This window comes from Streptomyces sp. RLB3-17, assembly GCF_007113425.2.
In the GTDB taxonomy this organism is placed as follows: domain Bacteria; phylum Actinomycetota; class Actinomycetes; order Streptomycetales; family Streptomycetaceae; genus Streptomyces; species Streptomyces mirabilis_D.
This window is the reverse complement of sequence record NZ_CP041610.2, coordinates 11,386,237-11,412,720: the sequence shown is the minus strand read 5'-3', so window position 1 is coordinate 11,412,720 and position 26,484 is coordinate 11,386,237. Positions and strand designations below refer to the sequence as shown.

Sequence of the window (26,484 nt, the reverse complement as noted above, 5' to 3'; positions counted from 1 at the left end):
GCCTTGCCGATCCCGAATGGCATGCTCCGAGCCTCGCGGACGTCCATGGCCACCGGGCCGCGCTGGTCAGCCCCTGCGGCGGCGGGCGAACAGCACCGCTCCTACGCCGAGTACGGCGAGGGCCCCGGCGGCCGCGGCGAGGGGAACGGTGGCGTTCGAGGTGCCGGTCTCGGCCATCTCCCCGTGGGTGTCCGACGGCGCGGCGGGCGGAGCGGACGTGGTGGCGGGCGGCGACGTCGGGGCGGCCGTTGCCACGTCCGTCGGTGAGGGCGTCGAGGTCGGCTTGGTGGCGCTCGGCGTCGGCTTCGCGGTGGTGGGCTTCGGGGTGGTGGGCGGGGTCGGGCTGGTGGCTGTCCGTTGGATCCGGAAGGTGTCGTTGCCGTAGGCGACGCCCGCGCAGGCGACTTCCTTGCCGGTGTCCGGGAAGCGGTAGACGTCCGCGAAGGTGCCCGTGAAGGCGAACTCGGAGCCCCCGGGCATCTTCGGCACGTCCTTGACGACGCGCACGCGCAGCTCGTACGTCCTCGTCTCGCCGGGCTTCAACGGAGGCGCGTCGATCCTGCCGGAGCCGTCCAGCGGCTGCCACCCGCCGTCCGCGGTCCGTGCCTCCACCTTCACGAAGTCGCTCATGTCGTCCAGATCCGGGTCCTCGGTCTGGAGCCAGGGGTAGGCGCTCGCCACGACCGCCGGCAGGTCGCGCTTGCCGACGTTCGTCACGGAGCCCCGGGCCGGCTGCCAGTCGCCGCCCGCCATCAGCACGGTGGCCGCCACGTCGACCGAGACCGTCACCTCGTCCTGCTCGTAGCCGCCGTAGGCGGTCGACACGTCAGTGCACGCGGGCAGAGACCCAGGATCCTCCGCCGCCCGGGCTGCGGGCGAGCCGGCGAACAGGGCGATGGAGGCGGAGGCCGCGATCACGGCCGGACGGAACTTCATGGAAGGGGTCCTCACGGTGCGGGTGGGAACATCGGGACGTTGCTTGCCGTACACCGAGAAGACACCCCACAAGTGCCCAGGGTTGTACGCTCACCCCTCGGCGAGCAGCGGTGCCCAACAGATCGGCAGTGTTTCCAGAAGACAACGCCTCATACCAGCGATCACCGAACCTGATCCCTGATCAACACAGATGACAGGGCCTGACCACCCAGCCCACTACCTGAAAAAACCGCAGATCAGACCCACACGCCAAAGCACGGCCCACACACACGCCCACCATCGAGGAACCCGCACCGGTCAACCGCACCAACACACCAAACCGATCAGCCCAGGGCAACCCACCAACCACTGATCACGAAAGTCGCTCCCCGGCAGGAACTCGTCTCGTCGGCGACGCGGCATCAGCGGGGGACGCGTCAACCGAAGTGGAGGTCGCCCTCGATGGTGCCGGTCTGGATGACGGGACCGCGGATGTCGCCTCCACTGATGTCAGGAGTCCACACAACCCCTGATGATCACGCGTTGGCCGTTCTCGTACTCACCCGGGCCCGGCACAACATCGCAAGGGCCGGCCGGATGGGGATGGCGCGCTCTCGCCCGAGGCGGCTGATCCACCTGTCAATCCCTTTGCGCGACCGAGCAGGTCACCCCTAGCGTGCAAGCGCATAGGAACCGTGCGCCAGGGCAGGGCTCCACACGAATGAGGAGCAACCGCCGTGGGAACCATGGTCTCGGTCAGGGGCTGGCTGGAGTGTGACGACGGACAGCTGGCCCAGATCAAGGAGATTGTGGAAGCAGACGATCCGGAGCGCACCTACAGTGGGGGCTGGGCCTTCCCCGCTCGGCAGTACAACGGTGCCAGGTGGGCCTTCTACGGGGGCTACATCCGCGCGGTGTCCCTCGACTGGTTCGAGGAGAGGATGCGTCAGATCGCCCAGATCCCGGCCTCTTACCAGGATGACGAGTACGACGAGAGGCCCCGGGGGCTGTTTCTGGTCAGCCACGACGTCGACGGCATGAGCGAGTGGAGGGTCCACAACGGCGGCCTAGTGATCGGCTTCCCGGATGGGGATTACCACTACCTCGACGCCTAGCTAGATCACGAAGTCGCACTGGAGTACTCGGGGTTCATCAGCGCCGTGAACGAATGTGCCGTTCCACACGAGATGACCTTCGTGCGGAACGGCCTCCATCCAGGGCTCGAAGCAGGGTCATCGGGCGTCGGTTACGCTCCGAACCTGGCCGACGTGAGTGTCAGGGAGCGTGCGACGAGGGCCCGAGGATGACGATCGGCGCCTCCGCTGCGGTGCGGGCACGTGCCGAAGCGGCCTCGACCTCCTCACGGGTAACTTCCCTGTAGAACCGTTCCCCGTGAGCGTCGGTGATGTCGATGACGAACTTGGTCCATTCCTCGGCGGGCTCCTCCGGCACATGCCCGAAGGGGTACTCGGCGTCCTTGAGTAGCTCCTCCGTGAGCCGTACACCGGTCAGCCGCTCGGCGAGGGCGAGGACCGCCGCCTTGGCGTCGGTGCTCGGGCCAGTGCCGTCCTCGGTCAGGTCGAAACCGATCTCACGTATCAAGGCGACCAGTTCGTCTGGGGTGCTGCCGTACCTGTCGATGGGCCACTCACAGCTGGTCCCCAAGCCGGGATCGAACACCTGCGTTCGCAGACAAGCAACGGGCCAGGAGTGCTGCATCTCGTAACCCCACATGGACCATCACCGTCGTGACGATCTGAGCACGCATCCATGACGGAGGGCGCAGGACTCCCGAAGCCCGGGGTTCCTCCGAGGCGGTGAGGTTTCGAATCGTAGATTGTTCCCATGATCGAGGAGACGTCGCCCGAGCAGTTAGAGCGGTCAAGTACGAGACGCAGGAGGCATGCTGCCCCCAGGGAGGCCAAGGCCGGTGGAGTGATGCGGTCGTCCGCGCTGATGGCTGCCGGGACGGTGGTCTCGCGCGCCACCGGACTCATCCGGCAAGTGCTGCAAGCCGCGGCATTGGGCACCGGGCTGCTGGCCACCACGTACAACCAGGCCAACACCGTGCCCACCAGTTTGTACTTCCTGCTGATCGGCGGTGCGCTGAACTCCGTCCTAGTCCCCCAACTGGTCCGGGCCCGGGCAGAAGACCCCGATGGCGGGGCCGCGTTCGAACAGCGCCTGGTCACCCTCGTGCTGTGTGTCCTCGGGGCCGGCACCGCGCTGGCCACATGGGCTGCTCCCGAGATCATCAGCGTCTACCAGCAGGACACGCCCGCCACACACGACGCGTTCGAGCTGACCGTGGTCTTCGCCCGCTTCCTGCTCCCGCAGATCTTCTTCTACGGCGTGTTCAGCATCTTCGGGCAGGTCCTCAACGCCCGGAACCGGTTCGGGGCGATGATGTGGACCCCGGTCCTGAACAACGTGGTCCTGATCACGATGTTCGGCCTCTACCTCGGCATGATGACCGCCCCTGAAAAGGTCTCGGACATCACCGGTGCCCAGGTCAGGCTGCTCGGGATCGGAACTACTCTCGCCCTGACCGTCCAGGCACTCGCCCTGGTTCCGTACGCCCACGCGGCCTGCTTCCGGTTGCGACCGCGCTTCGACTGGCGGGGCGCCGGCCTGCGCAAGAGCGTGAACGCGGCCCGCTGGACCTTGCTGTTCGTCCTGGCGAACCTCGTGGCAAGCACCGTGGTCACCCGCTTGGCTTCCGCCGCGGATGCCGCCCTGCCCAGCGACGGAGTCGGCTACACCGCCTACAGCTACGCCCAGCAGATATGGATGCTGCCCCAGTCGATCGTCACCGTCTCCCTCGTCACCGCGCTCCTCCCGCGGATGAGCCGGGCAGTGACCGAGCATCGTCTCGACGACCTGCGCGCGGACCTGTCCCGCGCCCTCAGGATCAGCGGCGTCATCATCGTCCCGGCAGCCTTCTTCTTCGTCGCCTTCGGCCCGCAGATCGCACAACTGCTGTTCGCCCACGGAGCCACCGACGCCGCAGACACCGTCCCTCTAGGACACATGCTGCAAGCCTTCGGCCTGGGACTAATCCCCTTCTCCGCCCAGTACCTGCTGCTCCGCGGCTTCTACGCCTTCGAAGACACCCGCACGCCGTTCCGCATGGCGCTGTGGGTCAGCGGCATCAACATCGCTTTGGCGGTGGCCTGCCATCTTCTGCTGTCCCCCCGGTGGGCGGTCACCGGGATGGCCGCCGCCTATGCCCTGTCCTACGCCGTTGGACTGCTGATGACGGCTCTACGACTGAGGAAGCGCACCGAGGGCCTGCTCGACGGCCGACGCATCTGCCGCACCTATGCCAAGTTGACCTCGGCAGCCACCGGCGCCGGGGCTGCCGGCTGGCTCATCGCCCGCTCCTGCAGCCACAACCTGACACCGGTCTCCTGGACGCCAGCCGTCTCGCTGGCCGCAGGCGGAATCGCGATGGCCCTGCTGTTCCTTCTCTTTGCACGGCTTCTGCGCATTCGTGAACTACGCAGCCTGCCGGGGCTGGGCTGACTCGGCACCAACAGACGTAAGGCACATCCAGGGTCCAGGGCGAAGCACCATTCGTCCTGGACCCTGGATGCGTAATCTCCATCACGGACCACGAAGCATGCAATCCGACACCCCCCGGGGCCGACTGCGCACAGCGTGAGCGACCTGTTCGGCGTCACAGCCTCCAACCGCCGAGCAATGATCGGAACCTGTGGATCCTCCTCGGGCCGGACGCCGGAGGCGGCTTGACGTATGCCGATATCGGCATACGATAGCGGCCATGGCACGAGCAGCGACGACGTCGGACGTCTTCAACGCGATCGCCGAGCCGCAGCGCCGGGAGATCCTGGTACTGCTGCGGGCGGGTGAGCGGCCGGTGACCGAGTTGGCCCAGGAGCTGGGGATGACCCAGCCGGGGGCGTCCAAACACCTGCGGGTGCTCCGGGAGGTCGGGCTGGTGCGGGACCGCAAGGCAGGCAAGCAGCGCCTGTACGGCCTTGACGCCCGCGGGCTGCGGCCGGTCCACGAGTGGACCGGCGGGTTCGAGCGGTTCTGGAACGAGAGCTTCGACCGGCTGGACGCGTACGTGCAGGACCTCAAGCAGGCAAGGCAGGAGGAGTGACCGATGGCAGCGACAGGACGGGACGCGCCGGAGCAGTCAGCGACGGCCGACCGCGAGATCGTGATCTCCCGGGTCATCAGTGCCCCACGGGAGCTGGTGTTCGAGGCTTTCACCGAAGTCCGGCACCTTTCGCGATGGTGGGGACCGGAGGGGTTCACCACCACCACGCGGGCATTCGAGTTCCGCGTCGCCGGGGAGTGGGACTTCGTGATGCACGGACCGGACGGGACGGACTACCAGGAGTGGATCTCCTGGACCGAGATCGCCCCGCCGGAACGGATCTCGCTGCGGCACGGTGAGTCCCGCGGCGACCCGAACGCCTTCGAGTCGGTCCTCACGTTCGCGCCCGATGGCGCGGCGACCCGGATCGAGATGCGTACGGTGTTCCCCACCAAGGAGCTGCGCGACGAGGCGGTCGAGAAGTACCACGCGATCGAGGGCGGGCAGCAGACCCTGAGCAACCTGGCTGCCTACGTCACCGAGATCGTTCGGAAGGGAGTTGAGGACTGATGGCCGGCAAGGTGTTCTTCAGCGTGACGATGTCGCTGGACGGGTTCATCGCGCCCGAGGAGCGCATGGATGACCCGGATGCGCGGCGCTGGATGGCGCAGTGGATGGAGCTGCAGCAGTGGATATTCCCCCAGCGGTTCTTCCGGGAGAACCTGAAGCTCGGCGAGGGCGGCGAGGAAGGGCGCGACAACGACATCGCGCGGGAGACGTTCGAGCGCACCGGCGCGAGCGTGATGGGCAAGCGCATGTTCGACCTCGGCGAGCAGGCGTGGCCGGAGGAGGCGCCGTTCCACACGCCGGTCTTCGTCGTGACGCACGAGAAGCGTGACCCCTGGGAGCGGCCAGGTGGAACCACCTTCCACTTCGTCAACGACGGCATCGAGACCGCGCTCGACCAGGCCCGCGAGGCCGCCCGCGATCGGGATGTCCGCATCGCGGGCGGCGGCGCAACGATCCTGGAGTACGTGAACGCCGGCCTGATCGACGAGTTCTCGATCGCGCTCTCACCCGTGCTGTTCGGCTCCGGGATCCGCCTGTTCGAGGGCGTGGACGCGGGCCGCGTGGCCCTGGAGCCGGTCCGCGCGGAGCCGACGCAGCGGGTGACCCACCTGACCTACGCAGTCCGGGAGCGGTAACTGTCTCGACCTCAGCGCTCCCCCGCCGAGGTCAGCAGCGCGGTGAGATCCTCGACGCTCTGAGCGTCAGGAAGGGCGAGCGTTCGGGCCGCGATCTCGGCCGCACGCTCCTCCAGGGGGGGACCTCACGGCGTTGTCGTGGAACTTCCTCGCCCACTCAGGCTTCGTCGGCGAGTCACCAAGGGCCCCGGCTCCCGCGCCGCCGGTGCTCGCGATGGCGTTCGAGCTCATCGAATCAGCACAGACCCGGTGGCGGGCCGTCAACGCACCCCCACCTCATCGCGCTGGTCCGTGCCGGCGCGGTATTCAAGAACGGCAAGCTCATCGAACGCCCCGAAGAATCAGAGGGTGTTGATCAGCAAGTCGCCTGACACCCCGATCCACAGGTCTTGACTATTCCTCGCTGCGCGCCCAGCAGCCCATGCGGGGCCGAGCGGCGAGGAACCAACCGGGCGTCTCAGTTCTCCAGGAAGCGCCGACGCCACCACCCGCACGCACCCCACGAACTTGCCAGAATGAGGTGAGGACTGAGAGGAACAGTCCGTCGATCGAATTCGGTATCGAGCCTGGAGACGAGCCTGCCAAGGTCTTCCCGAGCACCACGGGGAAGCCACAGCAGCACGTCCTCCAGGCGGTCTCGCGCCACGAGAGGATCACAGCACTCGCAGGCCATCACTGGATCCGGCAGCACACGCCCTGGCTGATTCAGATACCACTGGCACTCGGCCAGGGCAGCAGCCACAGCCCCTGGCCATAGCCGGTCCTCTTCCAGCTTCCGCATCGCTACGCGAGTCGCCGCGGACACACCGCGGACCCGGCGAACAGGAATACCTCTTCTGGGCCGCCAGCGCTTGGCGCGCAGCCCCTTCGGACGCCTACGTGGCATCGGCCTTTCGGATCAGCATGCCAGCATCCTGCCACGGACCGAGCTGCCTCCGCACGTGGTCATCGAGAGCCCGCACCACGGCAAGTGCTCTTACTTCTCACCGACATTCATGCGCCCTCCGGACGAACAGTCGGACGCCCGGAGACCATCGCCGAACGCGACCAAATCCAACTCAGACGCTGAACATGGCTTCAGAAGGGAACGGACAGCCCGGCTTCTCGCAATCGAAGCAGTGCCGTGCCCATGCACTCGGCGACCGAGGCCCCGTCGGCCCTCATCCCGCCGTCCAGCGGCCCACCAGAAGCGGCAAATGTCCAAGCCGGCTGACCGTCACGCATGCGCTCCGCGTCGACCCGGATCATGGCACCGACACCCTGCTCGCCGAGCCATTCCAAGACGAGCAGCGTCACGTCCTCGGTAGCTGTCAAGTCAAATGAAACGCATATGCGGCTATGAACTGTGTTGCTGTGGTTCGCGCCGTCGTGCGGGGTCGTTGATCCACGCCTGCTGAGGAATCTTCGGCGGCGCCGGCCGGCGGTTGAAGCGTTCGGGATGCTGCTCGAACGCGACTGTGAGGGTGGCTGCCCGTTGCTCGCGGACGAGTTCGGCGGTGCCGAAGTGGACGCTGGCGGGGGTGTGGTAGCCGATCCCGGAATGCCGGTGGACGTGGTTGTAGTGCGAGATGAACGCGTCCATCCACTCCCGTGCGTGGGCGAGGGAATCGAAGCGCTCGGGGTAGTCCGACTGGTACTTCGTGGTGCGGAACTGGCTCTCGCTGAACGGGTTGTCGTTGCTGACCCTGGGCCTGGAGTGGCTACGGGTCACACCGAGATCGAGGAGCATCTGGGAGACCTGCCTGGAGGTCATCGAGGTGCCGCGGTCGGCGTGCACGGTGTGCGGCACGATGCCGTTGCGGTCGATCGCCTCACGGATCAATTCCTCTGCCCGCGCGGCGGATTCGGCCGCCTCGACGGTGTGGCCGACGGCGTAGCGGGAGTAGATGTCGAGGATCACGTACCCGTGGAACCAGACCCCCTTCGCCGGACCTGCCAGGCGTGTGATGTCCCAACTCCACACCTCGGAGGGCCCGTTGGCGACCAGCTCGGGAACCGTGCGGGGCGGATGGGTCGCCTGACGGCGGCGTTCACCGTCCTGCCCGGCCTCCTTCAGGATCCGGTACATGGTGCGCTCGGAACAGTGGTAGCGGCCCTCGTCCAGCTCTCGTGCGTAGATCTGCGCGGGCGGCAGGTCCACGTACTCGGGCCGGTTCATCAGCTCCAGCACCGCCTGCCGCTCGACGGCCGACAGTGCGTTGACCGGCGCCGGACGCGGCGTCTTCGCCCGGGGCGGGGCAGGGTTCAGCCGCCGGTGGTGGGTGGCCCGGGAGCGTCCGGTGATCCGACACGCAGCCACGATGCCCAGATACGGGGCCAGGTCCTCCACGGCCTCGTGGAGGAGAGGCTCCAGGGCGTCCTTCAGTCCGCGCTCTTGGAGAGTGCTTCCAAGAGCGCGTGTGTTTTTCCCAGCACCTCCAGCGCGGCGTCCCGCTTCGCGACCTCCTCCTCCAGGCGCTCCACCCGCCGCCGCAGCTTGTCGTTCTCGGCCTCTGCAGGGTGCTTCTTCGGGCGGGAGGGGCTGGTGCGGTGGTCGGTCAGCTTCTCCAGCGCGCCGGCGTCCCTGGCCTGGCGCCACTCGATGATGTGGGAGTGGTACAGCCGCTCCCGGCGCAGGATGGCGCCCTTGTCCCCGGTGGGGGCCGCGTCGTACTCGGCGACGATCCGCAGCTTGTACTCGGGGGTGAAGCGGCGCCGCTTCGGCCGCGGCGCGGGATCCTGCTCGGAAGGCTTGGTGCTGGTCATGCGGGTGATGCTCCTGTCGTGCCCGCCCACAATATCTGATCATTTCGGGGCGTCTCACCCGACGATGTCAGAGAGGGCCTCGACGCCGCTGTCCAGCTCCGCCTTGGGGCGCCGCCCCATTCCCTTGGCCATGGCCACAACCCTACTCAGCGTCCGGCCAGGCCTCGGCGCACGCGTTCAAGGCAGCTCGGACCTTAAAGAACTTCCCAATGCCGATGTCAAGCCGCCGCCGTGACTTTCGGTAGGGCTATGTAACACGCTCCGTCGCGGATCATGGCCCACAAAACGTTGGCTCGTCGGCGGGCCAAAGAGAGCAACGCCTGTTTGTGTCCTTTCCCTTCGTTCCGCTTGCGCGCGTAGTAGGCCTGGGAAGCGGTGCACGTTCTCAGGCTGGCCATGGAGGAGAGATAAAAGGCTCGGAGCAGGCCGCGGTGGTAGCGCCGGGGCCTTCGCATGTTGCCGCTGACGCGGCCTGAGTCACGAGGAACGGGTGACAGGCCGGCGAAGGAGGCCAAGCGGTCGGCCGTGCCGAACGGGTCCATGTCGCCTCCGGTGGCGGCGATGAACTCGGCGCCGAGGAGGGCGCCCATGCCAGGCAGACTGCGGATCACCGCAGCGTGCCGATGCTCGTGAAACCGGGCCTCGATGAGTGCGTCGAGTTCGGAGATCTCCTCGTCGAGAGCCAGGACCCCCTTGGCGATGCGGGCGACCATCGCGGCAGCGAGCTTTTCCCCAGGCAGCGCAGTGTGCTGTGACTTGGCCGCCCCGACGGCGGTCTCGGCCAGCGTGGCGGCGTTCTTCACTCTGCGGTTCCTCAGCCAGGTTCCGATCCGGTTGATCCCGCTGCGGCGGAACGCGGCCGGCGTCTGATAGCCGGTCAGCAGGACGACCGGGCCCTTCTTACTCAGGTTCAGTGCCCGTTCCAACGCCGGGAAGAACTCAAGAAGTTGAGCTCGCAGCCGGTTGGTCTGGCGGGTCCGATCGTTGACCAGGTCAGTGCGGCGGGCGGTCAGAGTGCGCAGGTCGACGGCTATCTCGTCGCCGGGTCGTAGTAGGCCAAGGTCTTGGCGCATGCGCGCCTGGTCGGCGATGACGAACGCGTCCTTCTCATCCGTCTTGCCCTGACCTCGGTAGGCGGTCGACGCCTGATGAACAGCAAGGCCGGTGATGTAGACCATCGGCTGGTCGTGTCCGAGCAGGAGCCCGATCAGCAACGCGGCACCGCCGTGGTTGATGTCCACCGCCCACAAGGCGTCTTCGGAGAGCGTGAGTACGTCCTTGATCAGCTCCAGCAGGGCCGGTTCATCGTTGAGGACCCGGCGGGAGAGCAGACGTTCGCCCCGCTCGTCGATCACCACACAGTGGTGATGTTCCTTGCCGATGTCCACTCCGGCCCAGATCTGGGGCACGGTCACCTCCGCCAGCTCGTCGTCACACATCGATCCCGTAGACGACCTCGCCGACGTTGTCCTACACAGCGATCAAGTCGCGTATCCCAATTAGCGGTCGAGTCGTCGCGGGGCTCCGGGCGGCCAAGTTCTTTGAGCCATCCAACGGCGACAAGCTCACAGCCATACCCGGAACCCTGGGTCCGCCGATCTTACGAATGACCGGCACAGAACCACGCTTGGAAGGTAGGACAAGCTCAGTGCCTGTTCCACATTTCGTTGGCCCAGCCCACGGCTGTCGGCCTCGACGGCCATCGTGAGGCGATGGTCTCCAGAGCGGCCAGGCCCGCGAGCCTGGCTAGGGTCGGGGCATGGATCGCAGCAGCAGACAGTCGGACGACGTGTTCGCCGGGGAAGCGCGGGGAGAGGTGTCGCCCCGCGCCGCCCGAGCGCTGTGGGCGGGGTCGGCCGGACTGGTGCTCGCTGTCCTCGGGACCTCGGTGCTCGTCGCCGGCGCGGAGCACGGCTGGAGACTGCTCGTCGCCGTGGCCCTGGTCGTTGCGCAGGTCTGTGCCCTGAGGTGGCAGGCGCGTGCCCCGGTTGCCGTACTGGCCGTGAATGCGGCGACAGGGCTCGCGGTGTGGGCGCTGCTGCCCGCGGTGACCTTGACGGGGGCGCTGCTCGCGGCGCAGGTCTCGTTGTGCGTGCTGTCGGCCATCAGGCCGCGGCGGGTGTCGGTGGGGGCGCTGGCGGCGATGTGCCTGCCGGCGCCGCTGGCGTTCGGGGCGGGCGGTACGGCGGGTCTGGCGGTCTATCTGCTGACGGTGGTTCTGGCGTGGACCGCGGGGCAGTGGCGCAGGGCGCAGCAGGAACGGACGAGGGCGGAGATGCGCCGGGCCGTGGTGGAGGAGCGGGCTCGCATCGCGCGCGAGGTGCACGACGTCGTGGCGCACACTCTGTCGGTGGTGGTCATTCAGGCGGGTGCTGCGGACGATGTGTTCACCCAGCGGCCCGAACAGGCCCGTCAGGCGCTGCGGGCCATTGAGACGGGCGCCCGCTCGGCGCTGGGCGAACTGCGGTTGCTGCTACGGGCGTTCGGGCCCGGTGAGGAGGAGGAAGGGGCCGGGGAGCAGCGGGAGCCGGGGCCCTCGCTCGCGCGCCTGGACGAGTTGGCCGACACCGTGCGCGCGACCGGCATGACCGTGCACGTGCACCGCGAGGGCGCCTTCGACGGGCTGCCGGCCGCGGTGGACCTGGCGGCGTACCGGATCATCCAGGAGGCCCTCACCAACACGCTGCGCCACGCGGTCGGCGCAGACGAGGTGAGTGTGCGCGTGACCGTCGAAGGGGAGTGCGTGAAGGTCACTGTGGTCGACAACGGGCGTACGCCGCAAAGTCGTTCGGCCGCAGCGGGGGCGGGACGCGGTCTTGTGGGGATGAAGGAGCGCGCGCGGCTCGTGGGTGGCAGTCTGCGTGCCGGTCCGCTGTCCCCAGGCGGGTTCGAGGTGGCGGCGCGGCTGCCGGTGGAGGACGTGTCATGACGCTACGGGTGGTGGTGGCCGACGACCAGGCCCTGGTTCGTACAGGATTCCGCATGATCATCAACGCCCGGGACGACCTGGAGGTGGTCGGTGAGGCGTCCGACGGCCGGGAGGCGGTGCGGCTGACGCGGGAACTGGCGCCCGACGTGGTGCTGATGGACGTACGCATGCCGGTCGTGGACGGCATCGAGGCGACCCGGCAGATCGTGGAGTCGGGTAGTCGCGTGCGAGTGCTCGTGCTGACCACCTGGGACGTGGACGCGCACGTCGTCGCCGCGCTGCGGGCCGGGGCGAGCGGGTTCCTGCTGAAGGACATGCGCCCCGCCGAACTCGTCGACGCGATCCGCCTCACCGCGCGCGGCGACGCGCTGCTGGCACCGGCCGTGCTCAGCCGCGTCCTCGACCGGTTCCTGCGCACCACGCCCGACCCGGCGCCGCCGCCCTCCCTGCGGGACCTCTCCGGACGCGAGCGGGAGGTGCTCACCCTGATCGGGCAGGCGCTGTCGAACGCGGAGATCGCCGAGCGGCTGCGCCTGTCGGAGGCCACCGTCAAGAACCATGTCACCGCGGTGCTGCGCAAACTGGGCCTGCGCGACCGCGTCCAGGCCGTCGTCGCCGCCTACGACCACGGCCTCGTGGAGCCGCGCCGTCCCTGAGGCACCACCTCCTCCTCAAGGAGGAGACCGGGCCGCGGTCCTCCTGCGTTCCCAGTGCCGGCCCGTTCCTGTGGCCGATCCGGGGCCGGGGTGCCCGGCCATAGCGTCGAGGGGTGAACGACGACCTGGCCTGCCTCATGTATCTGCTCGCCCACGACGACGCGGCCGAAGGCCCCTACGACCGTGCCCGCACGGAGCTGCTGGTCCGTGCCGCCGCCTTGATCGACCTCGCGCTGCGTGGCCGGCTGCGAGAGGACGGCGGCACGGTCACCGTGTCGGGCACGGCACCGACCGGCGACCCCGTCCTGGACGGGATTCTGCGTGACGCCGCCGGGCACGGCTGGAAGCAGCTCGTGCGCCGCCACCGCAGGCGGACCCTGACAGAGGTGGAGGACCGGCTCGCCGTGGCGGGGCTCCTCACCGTGAGGGCACCCCGCACCCGCTTCGGCACCCGGCGGTCGACGGTGACGGACCACGCCGTGCCCGCCGCGGTGCGGGCCCGCGTGTCCGCGGCGCTGCACGGGAACGGCCCCGTGCGGGAGATCCCCGCCGCCGACGCCGCACTGCTGGCACTGGCCGCGGCGGGCGGCATCCGCTCGGCCGTGTCACGCCAGGACCACAAGACCTTCCGGGCCCGTATCGACGCGTGCACGGGATCCCTCGGCGCCCTCGCGCCCGGCCTGGAGAAGGCAGTACGCACCCTGCCGATGACCATGATCGCCGCACAGGGCGGCATGGGCGGCAGCTGACCGAACCGGGAGACGATGAACATGCACCGCGTCCTGACCACCCTGGGCTGCGCCCTGACCGCCGTACTCGCGACGGCCTGGTCGGCTCCGCCACCGACGGAGCCCGCCGAGCCCGCCGCCACGACGGTACGCACGTCGGTGCCCGCCCCGTTCGCCGCCATCAGCACGACGGTCCGCACCCCCGACGGCCGAGTCCGCGGCACCGCCCGCGACGGCTACCGCACCTTCGAGGGCATCCCCTACGCGACACCCCCGGTCGGCCGGCTGCGTTGGACGCCGCCCCGCCGTCCGGCCCCCTGGTCCGGCGTACGGGACGCGACCCGGCCCGCGAGCGCCTGTCCGCAGCCGGCCGGTGAGGTGCCCGGCGGCAGCACCGACGAGGACTGTCTCCACCTGAACGTCACGACACCGGACACCGCCGGACCGGCACACCCACGGCCGGTGATCGTGTGGCTCCACGGCGGCGGCTTCACCACCGGAGCGGGCAGCTCGTACGACGCCCACCGCATGGCCACCCGCGGCGACGTCGTGGTCGTCACCGTCAACTACCGCCTCGGCGCCCTCGGCTTCCTCGCACACAGCGGCCTGCCCGGCTCCGGCACCTTCGGACTGGCCGACCAGCAGGCGGCGCTGCGCTGGGTCCGCGCCGAGATCGGCGCCTTCGGCGGCGACACGCACAACGTGACGCTGGCCGGCGAGTCGGCCGGCGGCTACAGCGTCTGCGCCCAGCTCGCCTCACCCGCCGCCGCGGAACTCTTCGACCGGGCGATCATCGAGAGCGGCCCGTGCACCGGCCGCCCCGACCGGCCCTTCGCCCCGTCCTCCATCCCCCTGAACACGGCACGCGCCAAGGGCGCGGCCCTCGCGGCACAGGTCGGCTGCGGCGCCGCCCGCGACGTGCCGGCCTGCCTGCGACACGTGGACGTCGCCCATCTCCTCAGCGCCCAGGAAACCGATCAACAGCCCGCGTACAGCACCCCGTTGCTGCCCAGTGACCCCGCTGCGGCCATCGCTGCCGGCCGCTTCCACCGCGTCCCCGTGCTCATCGGCAACAACCACGACGAGGGCAACGGCTGGGCCGCCGGGATCGTCCAAGCCGGCCATCCCGTCACCCCCGACACCTGGCCCGACGTCGTGGCCACCTTCTTCCCCTCCCCCGGTCAGGCGAAGAAGATCGTCCGCGAGTACCCGGTGCACCGCACCGACGGAGGACCGGTGTTCGGCGCGGTCATCGGAGATGCCAACTTCGCCTGCCCGACGGCGCGCACCGACGGCCTGCTCGGCGCCAAGGTGCCCGTCTGGCGCTACGAGTTCGCCGACGAGCACGCGCCGCCGCTCACCCCCCGCACCCCTCCGTTCCCGCTCGGCGCCCCGCACGCCAGCGAACTGCCCTACCTGTTCGACCTGGGCGGCCGCCCCCGCCACCTGACAGCCGCGCAGAACCGACTCGCCGACACCATGATCGGCTATTGGTCCCGCTTCGCTCGCGCCGCCGACCCGAACGGTCCGTCGTTGCCACGCTGGCCCCGGCAGACGGTGGTGTCCCTGGCGCCGGACCACGTCGTCCCCACCCGCACGGCGGGGCACCGCCACCACTGCGCGTTCTGGAACACCCTCGGATGACCACGGACACGTGACCCGGCTCGGCTCAGGCCCGGGGGTCCGTCTCGTCGGCCTGGAACCTGCGCACCTCATTGCGTGTGCGCGGGCCCCACTTGGTGAGGAGCGCCGTGACCTCCGGTGTGGCCACGTGCCGGTCGAGGGCCTCCTGGGACGCCCACTGCTCGAGCACCGTGACGGTTCCGGTCGCCGCGTCCTCCACGCAGAACGAAATCATCACGTTCCCGGGGTTCGCCGCGGCAAGCGGATACGACGTCGCCCGTGCCTCCTCGACGAACGTCTGGACGTCCTCGGCGGGGACGAACACCCGGCCCGCGATGATGACGGCCGTCCGGGCGTCGTCCTGGAGCTTGTTCAGCGAATTCATCGTTCTTTCTCGTCCTTCGTGGGCGATCAGGCGGTGTACTGGTAGGCGGGGTAGGTGAGATAGCCCGCGTCGCCGCCCTGGTAGTACGTGGATGGGTCGGCGGGCGCGAGCGGCAGGCCAGTGCGGAGCCGTTCCACCAGGTCGGGGTTGGCGAGGAAGGCGCGGCCGAAGCTGATCAGGTCCGCGCCCAGGCCGAACCAGTGGTCGGCGGCGGTCCGGTCGGCCTGCTTCGGGCCCATCGGCACCACCGGGTTCATGACCAGGCTGCCCGGCCATGCGCGGCGCAGCCCGACCAGCACTTCCTCCTCGGCGGTCGCCTCCAGGTGTACGTAGGCAAGGTCGAAGCGGGCGAGTTCGGCGAGCAGGGCCGCGTACAGTTCCGGCACTTCGGTCTCCTCGACACCCCAGAAGGTGCCGCCGGGAGAGAGCCTGATCGCGGTGCGGGCCGCACCCACGGCGTCCACCGTGGCGGCGACCGCTTCGACGGCGAAGCGGATGCGGTGGGCGATCGGGCCGCCGTAGGAGTCGGTGCGCAGGTTGGCGTTGGACGAGAGGAACTGCGAGATCAGGTAGCCGTTCGCGCCGTGCAGTTCGACGCCGTCGAAGCCGGCGTCGACGGCGCGCCGGGCGGCCTCGGCGTACGAGCGGGCCTGCTCGGGCACCTCGGAGAGGTCCAGGGCGCGCGGGACCGGCCGGGCCGCGGCCCGGCCGGGGTGAACACCTCACCGACGGCCGCGACAGCGGAGGGGCCGACCGGCTGGAGCCCGGTGGTGTCGGGGTGCGAGACCCGGCCGCCGTGCATGATCTGAGCGAAGATGCGCCCACCGTTGGCGTGCACGGCGTCGGTGACGGGCCGCCAGGAAGCGACCTGTTCGTCGGTGTACAGGCCCGGGGTACCCGGGTTGGACTGCCCGACCAGGCTGGGCTGCACCCCCTCGGTGACGATCAGCCCGGCGGTGGCCCGCTGGGCGTAGTAGGCCGCCATGGACGGGGTGGCGAAACCCCCGGCCGCGGCCCGGACCCGAGTCATCGGGGCCATCACAACCCGGTTGGGCAGCTCCAGACCACCGAGGCTGTAGCGGTCCAACAGCGTGGTCGTGCTGGTCTTGCCGGTCATGCCGGAACTCCTTCGTACGGGCGAGGGCCCGGGAAGAGCGAGCCCGACAGGTACGCTAAAACCTGACATCAATGTGAGGTGCAAGTCCTGGGGCCCAGGTCACGGTCAGGAGGGTGAGATGCGCATCGGCGAACTCGCGGCGCGCAGCGGAGTGAGTGTCCGTTCACTGCGCTACTACGAGGAGCAGGGACTGCTCGTCAGCACCCGAAGCAGCGGCGGGCAGCGGCACTTCACGGAGGACGACATCGAGCGGATCGACTTCATCCAGCGCCTGTACACAGCCGGGCTGTCCAGCCGCACCATCATGGAACTGATGCCGTGTCGCGACGCGCCCAGCGACGAGAACTCCGACTCCGCGCTGGAACGCATGGCCCAGGAGCGCGACCGGCTCTCCGCCCACATCGAGGAACTACTGCACACCCGCGACTCGCTCGACGGCCTGATGGCAGCGGCCCGGGCCGACCGCGACGGCCGCCGGAACGCCGCCTGAGGAGGCCTGGGCGGTCTCGTCGGCTGGGTTCTCACCCATGGAGCCGTCGGCCTCCGATGTGAAGTTGACAGTCACACCGGCGTCGTCCGGCCGCGCAGGAGCGCAGAGACCCTCAGACGGTTGTTCAGCATGATCTAGCGCGGAACCCCGGGCGTTCACGCCCGGGAGGAAGCGCTTCTCTGGACTCCTCTGACCCGCGCGCGTGCATGGGTCTGCACTGTTTTGGCCTCAGCTGTCTACTGCGGGCGCTTCTGGTTCTCGATGCACTCCTTGATGATGCTCAGCGGGGCGCCGCCGCAGCTCGCCGCGAAGTACGAGGGTGACCAGAAGCGCGCCCCACAGGTACTTGCGGATGTGGTCGGGGTACTCCTGACGGAGTCTGCGGGCGGAGACGCCTTTGAGGGAACCGACCAGCTTGGCCTTGCGGGAGGTCGCCAGGGGTTCGACGACGAAGGGGTCGTGCTCGGCGAAACTGTCCTGGCTCCAGGCACCCGCGGTGCGTTGCAGGAGCAAGCCGCTGCCGGAGAGGAAGATCAGCGTCTTGCCCGTTCCCGCCATGGCGCGGGTCAGACTCTCGACTGTCGCTGTCTCCAGCACCGGGTCGGCTTGGGCGGTGTAGACGACGACATCGGCCTGCAGCGCCGCGTCGATCGTGGCAGAGCGCCGGGAATTCAGGTCCGCGACCACGCGGGTGATCCCGTCGGCGGCGAGCGCGACTGCGGCGACGTCGGTGCGGGCCAGGCCGGTGACCAGGTGTCCGCGGGCCGTCAGATGTCGTGCGAGGGCACCGCCGACGAAGCCGGTGGCACCGATGACGAAGACGTTCACAGCGGCGTTCCTCAGCCGGGCAGAGCGCTGAGCTCGCCGCCGTCGGCGAACAGGATGGAGCCGTTGACGTAGCTGCTGGCCGGGCCGACCAGGAACGAGACGATGTCGGCGATCTCGTTCGGGTCGCCCGCCCGGCCGCGCGCATTGGTCCTGTCCAGGACCGCAGTGTGCTCGCCGAGCATCGCCGAGGTGCCCGGCCGCGCGGGGCAACGACACCAGAAGGCAGACGCTCAAGGTCGGTGGAGAAACCGGCCGCCTGGCGCGGTGCGCGGCTACGAGTGTCGTGAACGGTACCAGCGGTACTGAGGCTGATCCGCTGGACACCGTCGGGCCCACGCAGGCCGGATACGCGCTGATCTGTCAGCGTCAACGGCCCTTGACATCCCGGCTGATCGCGTGCGGGGCCTCCTCAGGCACAGAAAACAGCGGTTCCACGAGTCCGTCGCCGGGGCGGTCCGCGGCATTACCGTCGCGGTCCTCATGACCACGCTGCCCCGCTTGCAGCTCGGCGAGCCCTGGTATGCAACCGAAAGGATCCAAGGGCCCCGACGCGGGCTGCGTAAGGTGCAGCGAATGGCCTGGTGGCCTGCTGATCTGGATGGCAGGCTTCACTCCTCGTGAAGGGAGTACCGCGGTGAGCGAGAAGCAGCAACGGAACGTGGCCTGGGGGTGGGCGGCGCTCGCCGGATGCATCGTGGTGATCATTGCCACCCAGCGGACCCGGGCGGCCACCCGATGACCGGCCGCACTCGCTTGTGGCGGCATACCTGCTCGCTCACGGGTTGGTGGCTGCTGCTCGCTCTTGCCTTGTGGCTCCTTGGGCAGGCCGTCGACCAGGCTGCTTCTCTCACCGCATGCGCCGCATCCTCCGCGTTCCTGGTCGGAATCGGGGAGACCGGTGACTGGTTGCGTCGACGCTGGGCAGCGCGCCGTGAACGGGCAGGGACCGCTGCGAAGAGGTCCCGTTCGCGGTACATGCAGAGGTGAGCCGATAATTCTCGTTGGTGGCATGCCCTGATCGGCGTCGTATGCCTGCTTTGATTCCTTTGTTGCCGCGAGCGCGGGGGTCTGGGCCGATGGGCAGAAGATCGGCTGGTTGTCTTCCGGCTCCGTCGCTAGTCTTCTGAGTCAGGAATCCTGTTCAGATAGCTGGCGAGGCGTTCGAGGATCTCGTCTGCGGTCTTCGTCCAGACGTAGGGCTTCGGGTCGGTGTTCCATGCGGCGATCCAGTTGCGGATGTCCTTCTCCAGGGCTTGCACGGACCGGTGAACGCCTCGCCGTATCTGTTTGTTGGTCAGTTCGGCGAACCATCGCTCGACGAGGTTCAGCCAGGACGAGCCAGTCGGTGTGAAGTGCAGGTGGAACCGGGGGGGGCCAGCAGCCACTTCTTGATGGCGGGAGTCTTGTGGGTGGCGTAGTTGTCGCAGATGAGGTGGACATCCAGGCCGGCAGGTACCTCTTTGTCGAGCTTGATCAGGAACTTCTTGAACTCCTCGGCCCGATGCCTGCGGTGCAGAGAGCCGATCACTTTGCCGGTCGCGACCTCAAGGGCCGCGAACAAGGTGGTGGTGCCGGCGCGCACATAGTCGTGAGTCGCCCTTTCGGGAACCCCTGGCATCATCGGCAGCACCGGCTGGGACCGGTCCAGGGCCTGGATCTGCGACTTCTCGTCCACACAGAACACCAGTGCCCGCTCGGGCGGGTCCAGATAGAGGCCGACGACATCGTGGACCTTGTCGACGAAGTACGGATCGGTCGACAGCTTGAAGGTCTCGGACCGGTGCGGCTGCAGGCCGAACGCCCGCCAGATCCGTGACACCGACGACTGTGAGAGGCCGATCTCTTTCGCCATCGACCGTGTCGACCAGTGCGTTGCGTTCTTCGGAGTGGATTCCAGCGTCTTGGCGACCACCGCGGCGACCTGTTCGTCCGTCACTGTCCTGGGGCCACCGGAACGTGGCATGTCACCCAGACCGGCGATCCGGTACTGCACGAACCTGGCCCGCCAACGGCCCACCGCATGCGGCGTGGAACCGAGTTGAGCCGCCACGTCCTTGTTCGAGGCGCCCTCCGCGCAGGCCAGGATGATCCGACACCGCAAGGCCCACGCCTGCGGCGTGGAACGACCCCGCACCCACCCCTCAAGTGCGGCCCGTTCCTTGTCCGACAGCGTCAACTCGGCCTTCGGCCGCCCCATCCGTGCCATACGGCAAGCCTACATATATGAACGGAATTCCTGACTCAGAAGACTAGCGGTGGTGCCATGTTGGGCGTCGGGCTGGCCATGGCAGGCCGGAGCCTTCTACCCGGTCCGCTACGGCGGGCGATGTCCGAGTGCCTGCGCCCGAAGGACGGCACCGACGACCGGATCAGCCGCGCTGAACTGCCCGCAAGGGCGCGGGAAGGTTCGTTGTTGAGCCACCGCACTGGCACGCGGTCGCGGCGGCCTTCCGCTTTTTCTCATGATTGATGGCGGCGAGTTCTTCGTCGCCGACCGCCCAGAGCGCATACAGCGCAGCTCGCGACGAGAGCACCAGCGAGCCGGGTACGGATCGACGTCAGGACGCGTGAGACGCTCGCGAAGTGCCGATAGTGACGACATACCCGCCGATGGGGCACGGGTACTGGCCGCGGCTGCGGTCGGACGTCGCACCCTGCAGAACGACGCCACACGTGGGCAGTTGTGATTGCTGAGCCTGTCGCCGCGGACGATGAAAGGGCGGCCTGCGCGTCCTGAGGGCCGGCCGGCGATCGGTGCAGACCGTCCCTTGGCGATGCTCTGCCCGGAGTTCCGGAGTACCCCGCCGGGAGTGCGTCTGCCGGATGAGCGCCCCAGGCGTCCGGGAGCGGAGGAGATACGCAACGCGAAGGCATACCGGACACCGCCGCCGCGAGCGGCCTGTCCTACGGATCGAGGCGACGGGCCGTACGCTGAGCCCTTCAGGCTCGGGCGTGGCGGGGTCCGCCGCCGTCGGAGAGCAGTTCGTCGAACAGGGCCCGGTAGTGCACCATGGCACCCCGCAACTGTTCGGTGGTCGCCTCGTGTCGGGTGCTGAGCGCCTCGACATCGTGGGCGGCCCGGTAGTGCTCGAGTGTGCGGCCGTGCTCGACCGAGAGGTCCTTGAGTTGTTGATCGAAGTCCTGGGTCGGGTAGCCGCGTTCGTGCATCAAGGAGGTCACCAGGCGGTCCGCGTCGTGCACGGCGTCCTCTGGACGGTCCACGAACTCTTCCTGCGCGCTGGCCCAGTCCCGGGTGTACCGATCCCTGACAGTGCTGTCCAGCGGCTTGATGTCCAGCGCGTCATGCCGCTTCTCGCGGGCCCTGAGCTCACGCTCGCCGGCCATGCGGCTGCCGGCATCCCCCATCGTCCGTTCATACTCCGGGCCGAAACGCTCACGCAGCTTCTGGCGGCGCGTGAACATCGACGCCGTCACGGCCGCCACGGCGATCACCACCACGGCGGCAATGATGACCGCCAGAAGTGTTGATGTCGACATAAGGCAGGACCCCCTAACGCCAACACCATATTTCCCTATTTATATTAATAGTCGCTTCCTTGGCATTGAAACGCGATACAGGGACACATCACCGGCAGGCATACCAGCCATGCAAGGGTCCGCAACGCTGCTTGCAGTAGCGCGGGTGCGTACTCGTACAGCAGGCGACTGCGAGTCTCACCCAGATCGATCAGTGGATCGCGGTCGGGGAGCGGCGCCGGGGCGAGGCCCGGCGGCCTCCGCCTCGAGTGGCTGCTGGAACGCGGTGCTCACCTGCCGGCGGAGACTCGCTGCTCGTGGGGCCGCCCCGGGGGGAGCGCGTCGGGGCAGAATGGGCGCATGGGTGTCCGACGTGGGCGTTTGTCGCGTGATCGCCTCCTGGAGGAGCCATCGAACCGCGGGCTGGTGGCGATCCCGCTCGTACTGATCGTGGCGATCACCGCGCTGGATCTCTACACGCCAGCCGATGTCCACCTTGGGCCTCTGCTGGTCATCGCGCCCGCGCTCACCGCCTCTCTCGCCGGGACGCGGGTGACCGCTCTCGTCGGGGCCCTCGCGGTGGCGGCCCTGGTGCTCGTAGCCGCGCTCGACGGCACACTGACCACGGCCAACCGCCTGGCGCAGATCCTCGCGCTGCTCGTCCTCTGCGCCCTGACAGTTTTCCTGCGATGCGTCACGGAGCGGCGTGAGCGTGCGCTGAGCCAGGCACGCTCGGTGGCGGCGACCACGCAGCGGGTTCTGCTGCGGCCTCCGCCGCGCCGGATCGGACCGTTGCGGGTGGCGTGGCTGTATCTGTCCGCGGAGGACGAAGCGGAGATCGGGGGTGATCTCTTTGCGGTCGGCCGGGCCGGGCATGCCGCGACCCGGGTGGTGATCGGCGATGTGCGGGGCCACGGCCTGGCCGCGATCGGTGAGGCCTCGCTGGTGCTGAGTGCCTTCCGCGAGGGCACTCACCGCTGTGCCTCTCTGCTTGACCTGGTGGCTGCCCTTGACGACAGCGTCAGCCGGAACGTGGACGACGTGGCAGACACCAAGCACGATCCCGGCGAGCACTTCATCACCTGCCTCGTCCTGGAGATCCCCGACGAGGGCTCGGGGGCCGAGATGGTCAACTGCGGGCATCCGCCACCGCTGCTGGTGACCGATCAGCAGGTGACGGTTCTGCACGCCCGCCGCCCCCTGCCGCCGCTGGGCATGGGTGAACTGCCCGCCGAGGCGCGCCGCACCGACCCGTTCACCTTCCAGGCCGGCGACATGCTCGTGCTCTACACCGACGGTGTCATCGAGGCCCGCTCACCGGCCAGAGCGTTCTATCCGCTCGCCGAGCGGGTCGCGTCCTTCCCCGCCGCAGGCCCCGACGATCTGCTGGACCGGATCCACCACGACCTGCTCGCCCACATCGGCGGGCCTCCCGTCGACGACGCCGCCATCCTGGTCATCGAACACACCCCCTCGCACCACCTCCTTCGGCCCCGCACCCACTAGAAAAGCCTCAACAGCTCCCACCGGCTCCGCACCAGCGCCACATCCCAACTCCCGGCCAGCTGAAACTGGTCGACCGTCGTCATCACCCCCAACACCGGCGGCTGCCGGAACGAGGGGAAGCGCTCCAAGGGCGTCACGAGATATTCAGGCGCCGCGCGGCTGCCGTGCGCTCATCTTCTCCCCGCGGTCTTCTTGGCCGGCAGTTTCTGCGCCGTCGCCTTCTTGGTCGCAGCCTTCTTCTTCGGCTTCGGCTTCGGCTTGGAGCCCTCGGCGCGGGACGCCTTGGACTGGGCCACGGATTCGTTCAGCGCGGCCATCAGGTCGAGGACATTGCCCAGCCGTTCAGGCTCCGGAGTCTCGGAGAGCTCGAGGCCCTCGCGCAGGTGATCCCGCCCGAGGTATGCGAGCAGCGTCGGGCCGTCGCCTGGAACGAAACCGACACCAACCGCGGTGGCCGAACCGCCGGTAGGCCGAAGAAAGTCGGCCTGTTTCCTGATGAAGGACCGCTCGGCCGTCTCGTCGCCGAACTGTCCGGCGACGATGCCCTCGCCTACGAGGTGCACCCAGCCACCGATATCCCCGGCCGCCCGGGGACAGACCGGCTTCCTCCCCTGCCCACCTACGTCGCCGGGAACACGACCGTCACCTGAGTCTGACGGCGCCAGTGCCATGGGTGGCCACAGCCAACTGGTCGTCCTGGTCGGAGAGTCCTCCCGCGGCAAGACCCGCGCCTGCTGGGAGGCCGTCCGGACACTGCCGCCGGACTGGCGGATCTGACACCCGATCGCCCCCTCCCGGCCGAACGCCATCGCCCAGGTCCTGAACGACGCCCTCGTCGGCCGGATGCGTATCGCGCCGCGCACCGTCATCTGGCTCAATGAAACGCAGCACTACCTGTTCAACGCCTCTGACCCAGAACTAGGCGAGCGCATCGCCGCTGGCCTGCTTGCCCTGCTCGTCACCCCGGAAAGGGGCCCAGTGCTCATCCTCGGCACGATCTGGCCCGAGCATTTCGCCGCTCTCGCCGGGCCTCCCGCCACCGACGTCTTCGACAGTCGCGCGCAGGCCCGAGCTCTCCTGGCGGGACGCGACCTGGCCATGACGAGCACCTTTGCCGACATCGCCCTGGTGACCGCGAAGGCCACCGGTGATCCACGGCCCACCGAGGCCGCCCGACCGCGCCGACGGGGCCCGCCTTCCTGACTACGGGACACGGTCTCGTCCGCACTCGCCACCGCGAAATACGGCGTCCACAAGACGGCCGTGTTGACCCCGAAGTGCACCTCCGAAACCCCTGCGACCGGGACCCCGTGCACGCTCGCAACGCGGTACTGGTCGCCCACCGTGCTGCTAGTGCGCCACTCCCAGCCCAGCACAGAGCGGTAGAAGTCCTCCGCCGCCCGCAGATCGCGCGTGGTCAGACTCGCCCAGCAGGGTGCCCCGAACACCGAGTGACTGGCGGTGACCTCACCGTGCAGTGCTGCGTCGCTCTTCATCCTCGTACCGCCTGACCAGCCTGACACCACTGTCATCAAGGGGCGTGAATCGACCTCGGCCGGGCCCAGTGGCCGCCCAAGAACCGGGTGCCCCCTTCGAACGCACGGCAACCTGCTGCTCCGCGCTCTCCGTGCAGCAACCGCCGCCAGACGCGTCGAACTGTCTGCCGTGACGCGCAGCAATCGGAGGCGGTCGGTGCTGTCCCGACCGCTTCGATTCGGCTCACGCAGCCAAGCAGCAGGTGATGTTGATCGGGTGCCGACGATTGTTCGGACGACCCGGCGCCGGTTTCGAGAGGAACTCGCCGGACTCGAGCCTCGACGCCTCTCGGGAGACATCGATGAAGAGACGTAGAGACATTCGACCGACGCGACGATGAGTTCCTAGGGGTCGCGGAAGCCGTCGCTCGTACTTCCTGACTGCTGCCCACCACGCTCGCGCGCCCCGGCCCGTCGGATCAGCTCCCACCGACGTCACCGCCGAGCGACGGCCCAGTGTGCCGCTGGGGCGCCCGAGCGATGTCCGGGAGGTCGCGGCCGTGATCGCGTTCCTCGCAGAGGGGGTCGTTCTACGCCACGGGCGCGGGCGCTTCTTGCGTGAAGGACAGAGGGATGCTGCGGATGGGAGCACAGGCCGGCAGCGATCTCCCGGACGAGGCCTGGCGCGTCTCTGAGCATGTGCAGGAGGCGTTATCCGATCAGGGCCACCACCATGGCGATCAGCCCGATCGCTATCAGTGCCACCACCACCATGATCAGGACGAGTGCCATCGGTCCCCATGCCTTGCCCTGCTCGGGTGGCTCCGGATAAGAGATGCCATAGATGCCCCCTTCGGCGGGCGGTGTCTCACCGGGTGACACACCGCGGCCCGGCTCGATTTCCGGGGTTCGCGTCGGGTCGGGGTCAGGAGTCGTCATGACGCACGCTCCTCTCAGGGCCCAGCTCTTCGTGGGCTGGTCACGTCGTTGGGTTTAACAGGTGCTCAGCGGGCCGTGGGGCGGCGTGGTGGGCGTGGGGCCCGCCGCCCGACCACGTTGGAGTGGCGCAGCGCAGGCCGATCGATTCGAGTCTCCAGGCATCACACCACCATCGTATGGAGGAGGACGCGTGGCTTGTCGGGCCGCGCAGCGCTGATGTCGCCGAGAGCGGACTCTGGGTCGCGTTCGATGGCCAGGTCTCCGATGGAGACAATGCCCACCGCGTGCTGCGCTTCATTGACGACCGGTACACGGCGGACCGAATGCTCGCGCACTTCAACCGCGCGGCCGAGGTCGTCGTCGCTTGACCGTGACCAGATCGTCGCTGACACGCTGAGTCATGAACCATCCCTCCGTGTAGTGGGCGGTGCTTTCGCCGCTGTTCGGTCTCCGAGTACCCGTAGCCGATCGGTCCCAACGCCATCACCAGGAGCGCGCGGACGGAGCTCAGGATGCCTGGGGTGTCGGAGTGGCGGCGAACGATGAAAAGCGGCATCGTCGAGCCCGCGAGGCCGACGATCCGCAACGCCATAGCCCATAGCCCCAGTGACGCCCGCAGTCCGCGACCGGGCCGGCGCCTCCCACGAAGCGGTAGCCAGGCACAGAGCCACCTTCTACGACCAGACGCTGCGCCTGGTTATCGGCTCGGAACAGCGGTCTCCCCTGCCGACTCGCGGTCGGCGAAGACGCCGGCGTCCAGGTGTCTGAGGAGGTCGGCGGGATCTCGGTACAACGCGCGGGCGCAGGCCGCTTCCAGCTCCGCGCGGGGGATCCCGCCGGACAGCACCGCCACGGGGACCACCCCGTCCCGCACGGCGGCCTTCATGTCCCATACCGTGTCGCCGACGAACACGGCTCGTTCACTGGGCACGCCGGCCAGCTCCCTGGCCTGCCGGGCGGGGTCGGGGGCGGGTTTGCCGTCGTCGACGTCGTCCGCACTGGCCGCCCCGAGGATGCGGTCGTCCGCGTCGATGGCGCCGCGCAGCGCGGAGAGTTCCGCGCCACTCGCCGAGGTCGCCAGGACGATCTTCCAGCCCCGCCGGGCCCGTGCGCGCAGCAGGTCGCCTGCCTCGTCCAGCACCGGTAGCCGCTCGAACTACGTGGCGTGGAGGGCGTGGTGGGTCGCGGCGAGCCGGTCGTCGCCGTCAGGGCCGCGGTCGTCGCCGAGCAGGTGCTAGATCAGGTCGCCGCTGCCGAGGCCCACGGCCCGGTGGATCTCCCGCATGGGTCATGGCGGCCCGCCTGCCGGAACGCCTCCCACCAGGTGACGACATGCAGGTAGTTGCTGTCGACGACCGTTCCGTCGACGTCGACGATCGCCGCACGCTTCGTGGTCATCC

23 protein-coding genes and 7 pseudogenes are annotated in these 26,484 nt (G+C 68.7%); 14 read left to right on the top strand and 16 right to left on the bottom strand.

What is annotated here, in order from left to right; translation table 11 throughout:
* Positions 1 to 66: 66 nt before the first annotated feature.
* On the bottom strand, positions 67 to 936 hold the full coding sequence (locus FNV62_RS51490; protein ID WP_144316273.1) for an LPXTG cell wall anchor domain-containing protein: 870 nt from the start codon (positions 934 to 936) through the stop codon (positions 67 to 69).
* A 725-nt stretch (positions 937 to 1,661) separates the two neighbouring features.
* Here FNV62_RS51490 and FNV62_RS51485 point away from each other — a divergent pair.
* On the top strand, positions 1,662 to 2,030 hold the full coding sequence (locus tag FNV62_RS51485) for a hypothetical protein (protein WP_211179206.1): 369 nt from the start codon (positions 1,662 to 1,664) through the stop codon (positions 2,028 to 2,030).
* Between the two features lie 160 nt (positions 2,031 to 2,190).
* Here FNV62_RS51485 and FNV62_RS51480 read toward each other — a convergent pair whose 3' ends face one another.
* Complete coding sequence (locus FNV62_RS51480) at positions 2,191 to 2,580, bottom strand: DUF6461 domain-containing protein (RefSeq protein WP_143604779.1); 390 nt, start codon at positions 2,578 to 2,580, stop codon at positions 2,191 to 2,193.
* Between the two features lie 273 nt (positions 2,581 to 2,853).
* Between FNV62_RS51480 and murJ the strand changes: the two genes are divergently transcribed.
* The 5 genes and pseudogenes from murJ to FNV62_RS51455 form a co-directional block, all read left to right on the top strand.
* Positions 2,854 to 4,440, top strand: a complete 1,587-nt coding sequence (gene murJ, locus FNV62_RS51475; RefSeq protein WP_225900711.1) for a murein biosynthesis integral membrane protein MurJ — start codon at positions 2,854 to 2,856, stop codon at positions 4,438 to 4,440.
* 259 nt (positions 4,441 to 4,699) lie between these two features.
* Positions 4,700 to 5,041, top strand: a complete 342-nt coding sequence (locus tag FNV62_RS51470) for an ArsR/SmtB family transcription factor (protein ID WP_075033765.1) — start codon at positions 4,700 to 4,702, stop codon at positions 5,039 to 5,041.
* Positions 5,042 to 5,044: 3 nt separating this feature from the next.
* Entirely contained in the window at positions 5,045 to 5,551 is a 507-nt protein-coding gene (locus FNV62_RS51465; protein WP_144316272.1) for an SRPBCC family protein, read from the top strand.
* Positions 5,551 to 6,186: a dihydrofolate reductase family protein gene (locus FNV62_RS51460; protein ID WP_143630266.1), complete on the top strand. Its 636-nt coding sequence runs from the start codon at positions 5,551 to 5,553 to the stop codon at positions 6,184 to 6,186. The genes FNV62_RS51465 and FNV62_RS51460 overlap by 1 nt, the downstream gene beginning before the upstream one ends.
* Before the next feature lie 156 nt (positions 6,187 to 6,342).
* Positions 6,343 to 6,557 (top strand): annotated as a pseudogene (locus FNV62_RS51455) (IS256 family transposase); the annotation flags it as partial.
* Between the two features lie 706 nt (positions 6,558 to 7,263).
* Here FNV62_RS51455 and FNV62_RS54920 read toward each other — a convergent pair.
* From FNV62_RS54920 to FNV62_RS51440, 3 genes are all read right to left on the bottom strand, one after another.
* The gene (locus FNV62_RS54920; protein WP_205522492.1) at positions 7,264 to 7,482 is read right to left on the bottom strand and encodes a hypothetical protein; all 219 of its coding nucleotides are present in this window, start codon (positions 7,480 to 7,482) and stop codon (positions 7,264 to 7,266) included.
* 40 nt (positions 7,483 to 7,522) lie between these two features.
* Positions 7,523 to 8,931, bottom strand: a protein-coding gene (locus tag FNV62_RS51445; protein ID WP_399221741.1) for an IS3 family transposase whose coding sequence is annotated in 2 segments (ribosomal slippage) — positions 7,523 to 8,565 and positions 8,565 to 8,931 — 1,410 coding nt in all. Because the reading frame shifts where the segments join, the coding sequence is not laid out codon by codon here.
* A gap of 218 nt (positions 8,932 to 9,149) precedes the next feature.
* Positions 9,150 to 10,370 carry an IS110 family transposase gene (locus FNV62_RS51440; protein ID WP_143612551.1) on the bottom strand — a complete coding sequence of 407 codons (1,221 nt, stop codon included), beginning with the start codon at positions 10,368 to 10,370 and terminating at the stop codon, positions 9,150 to 9,152.
* 320 nt (positions 10,371 to 10,690) lie between these two features.
* Here FNV62_RS51440 and FNV62_RS51435 point away from each other — a divergent pair, with 320 nt between their 5' ends.
* From FNV62_RS51435 to FNV62_RS51420, 4 genes are all read left to right on the top strand, one after another.
* Complete coding sequence (locus tag FNV62_RS51435) at positions 10,691 to 11,860, top strand: sensor histidine kinase (protein WP_186003187.1); 1,170 nt, start codon at positions 10,691 to 10,693, stop codon at positions 11,858 to 11,860.
* Positions 11,857 to 12,516, top strand: a complete 660-nt coding sequence (locus FNV62_RS51430; RefSeq protein WP_143630248.1) for a response regulator — start codon at positions 11,857 to 11,859, stop codon at positions 12,514 to 12,516. The genes FNV62_RS51435 and FNV62_RS51430 overlap by 4 nt, the downstream gene beginning before the upstream one ends.
* Positions 12,517 to 12,629: 113 nt before the next feature.
* The gene (locus tag FNV62_RS51425) at positions 12,630 to 13,265 is read left to right on the top strand and encodes a GOLPH3/VPS74 family protein (RefSeq protein WP_143610806.1); all 636 of its coding nucleotides are present in this window, start codon (positions 12,630 to 12,632) and stop codon (positions 13,263 to 13,265) included.
* A 15-nt stretch (positions 13,266 to 13,280) separates the two neighbouring features.
* Positions 13,281 to 14,888: a carboxylesterase/lipase family protein gene (locus FNV62_RS51420; protein WP_143630250.1), complete on the top strand. Its 1,608-nt coding sequence runs from the start codon at positions 13,281 to 13,283 to the stop codon at positions 14,886 to 14,888.
* 25 nt (positions 14,889 to 14,913) lie between these two features.
* On the opposite strand, the gene FNV62_RS51415 is transcribed toward FNV62_RS51420, so the two are convergent.
* Together FNV62_RS51415 and FNV62_RS51410 are read right to left on the bottom strand one after the other, a co-directional pair.
* Positions 14,914 to 15,252, bottom strand: a complete 339-nt coding sequence (locus FNV62_RS51415; RefSeq protein WP_143630252.1) for a putative quinol monooxygenase — start codon at positions 15,250 to 15,252, stop codon at positions 14,914 to 14,916.
* Between the two features lie 26 nt (positions 15,253 to 15,278).
* Positions 15,279 to 16,369 (bottom strand): annotated as a pseudogene (locus FNV62_RS51410) (alkene reductase).
* 118 nt (positions 16,370 to 16,487) lie between these two features.
* On the opposite strand from FNV62_RS51410, the gene FNV62_RS51405 reads away from it, so the two are divergent.
* Positions 16,488 to 16,859 (top strand): MerR family transcriptional regulator, encoded by a 372-nt coding sequence (locus tag FNV62_RS51405; protein ID WP_143604769.1) that lies wholly within the window; start codon positions 16,488 to 16,490, stop codon positions 16,857 to 16,859.
* A 236-nt stretch (positions 16,860 to 17,095) separates the two neighbouring features.
* Here FNV62_RS51405 and FNV62_RS56570 read toward each other — a convergent pair whose 3' ends face one another.
* The 5 genes and pseudogenes from FNV62_RS56570 to FNV62_RS51385 all read right to left on the bottom strand — a co-directional run bounded on the left by FNV62_RS56570 (position 17,096) and on the right by FNV62_RS51385 (position 21,185).
* Positions 17,096 to 17,350, bottom strand: coding sequence for a transposase (locus tag FNV62_RS56570; protein WP_375336855.1), 255 nt, complete (start codon positions 17,348 to 17,350; stop codon positions 17,096 to 17,098).
* A pseudogene (locus FNV62_RS56565) lies at positions 17,340 to 17,687 on the bottom strand (NAD(P)H-binding protein); the annotation flags it as partial. The pseudogene FNV62_RS56565 and the gene FNV62_RS56570, both read right to left, overlap by 11 nt.
* 11 nt (positions 17,688 to 17,698) lie before the next feature.
* Positions 17,699 to 17,869 (bottom strand): SDR family oxidoreductase, encoded by a 171-nt coding sequence (locus FNV62_RS51395; RefSeq protein WP_225900710.1) that lies wholly within the window; start codon positions 17,867 to 17,869, stop codon positions 17,699 to 17,701.
* 933 nt (positions 17,870 to 18,802) lie between these two features.
* A pseudogene (locus tag FNV62_RS51390) lies at positions 18,803 to 19,884 on the bottom strand (IS630 family transposase).
* A gap of 743 nt (positions 19,885 to 20,627) precedes the next feature.
* Positions 20,628 to 21,185: a hypothetical protein gene (locus FNV62_RS51385; RefSeq protein WP_097282063.1), complete on the bottom strand. Its 558-nt coding sequence runs from the start codon at positions 21,183 to 21,185 to the stop codon at positions 20,628 to 20,630.
* Between the two features lie 339 nt (positions 21,186 to 21,524).
* Between FNV62_RS51385 and FNV62_RS51380 the strand changes: the two genes are divergently transcribed.
* A complete protein-coding gene (locus FNV62_RS51380) occupies positions 21,525 to 22,670 on the top strand; it encodes a PP2C family protein-serine/threonine phosphatase (RefSeq protein ID WP_143604765.1) in 1,146 nt (381 codons plus the stop codon).
* A 170-nt stretch (positions 22,671 to 22,840) separates the two neighbouring features.
* On the opposite strand, the gene FNV62_RS51375 is transcribed toward FNV62_RS51380, so the two are convergent.
* Positions 22,841 to 23,233 carry a hypothetical protein gene (locus FNV62_RS51375; RefSeq protein WP_143630253.1) on the bottom strand — a complete coding sequence of 131 codons (393 nt, stop codon included), beginning with the start codon at positions 23,231 to 23,233 and terminating at the stop codon, positions 22,841 to 22,843.
* A gap of 280 nt (positions 23,234 to 23,513) precedes the next feature.
* Here FNV62_RS51375 and FNV62_RS51370 point away from each other — a divergent pair, with 280 nt between their 5' ends.
* Both FNV62_RS51370 and FNV62_RS56560 read left to right on the top strand, forming a co-directional pair.
* Positions 23,514 to 23,873, top strand: a complete 360-nt coding sequence (locus tag FNV62_RS51370; protein WP_143630255.1) for a hypothetical protein — start codon at positions 23,514 to 23,516, stop codon at positions 23,871 to 23,873.
* 748 nt (positions 23,874 to 24,621) lie between these two features.
* Positions 24,622 to 24,832 (top strand): annotated as a pseudogene (locus FNV62_RS56560) (SDR family oxidoreductase); the annotation flags it as partial.
* A gap of 24 nt (positions 24,833 to 24,856) precedes the next feature.
* On the opposite strand, the gene FNV62_RS51365 reads toward FNV62_RS56560, so the two are convergent.
* The 3 genes and pseudogenes from FNV62_RS51365 to FNV62_RS51355 all read right to left on the bottom strand — a co-directional run bounded on the left by FNV62_RS51365 (position 24,857) and on the right by FNV62_RS51355 (position 26,482).
* Positions 24,857 to 25,084: a DUF6480 family protein gene (locus FNV62_RS51365; protein WP_054236231.1), complete on the bottom strand. Its 228-nt coding sequence runs from the start codon at positions 25,082 to 25,084 to the stop codon at positions 24,857 to 24,859.
* Between the two features lie 161 nt (positions 25,085 to 25,245).
* A pseudogene (locus FNV62_RS58280) lies at positions 25,246 to 25,471 on the bottom strand (CBS domain-containing protein); the annotation flags it as partial.
* Between the two features lie 310 nt (positions 25,472 to 25,781).
* A pseudogene (locus tag FNV62_RS51355) lies at positions 25,782 to 26,482 on the bottom strand (HAD family hydrolase).
* Positions 26,483 to 26,484: the final 2 nt, after the last annotated feature.